This is a genomic window from Micromonospora sp. DT229, from assembly GCF_049844505.1.
In the GTDB taxonomy this organism is placed as follows: Bacteria; Actinomycetota; Actinomycetes; order Mycobacteriales; family Micromonosporaceae; genus Micromonospora.
In genome coordinates this window covers 1-218 of the sequence record NZ_JBNCLD010000062.1, presented here as the reverse complement: position 1 = coordinate 218, position 218 = coordinate 1, and the positions used below count along the sequence as shown (strand labels likewise).

Here is a 218-nt window from a genome sequence, read left to right as displayed (position 1 = left end):
CCGATCGGGAACTTCCCGGGCAGCTTCGGGTCGAACTACACCACGATCATGACCGACACCACGAACAACCTGTTCGAAGGCGTGCAGGTGTACAAGCTTCAGGGCCAGAACCGGTACCTGATGATCGTCGAGGCCATCGGCTCGCAGGGCCGCTACTTCCGGTCCTTCACCGCCACCAGCCTCGGCGGCACCTGGACCCCCCAGGCCACCAGCGAGAG

General features: G+C 64.2%; 1 protein-coding gene. It reads left to right on the top strand.

Annotated elements, in window-relative coordinates; all coding sequences use genetic code 11:
* The coding region (locus tag ACLQ2T_RS29285; protein ID WP_425769583.1) for a non-reducing end alpha-L-arabinofuranosidase family hydrolase at positions 1–218 on the top strand (218 nt) is incomplete at both ends.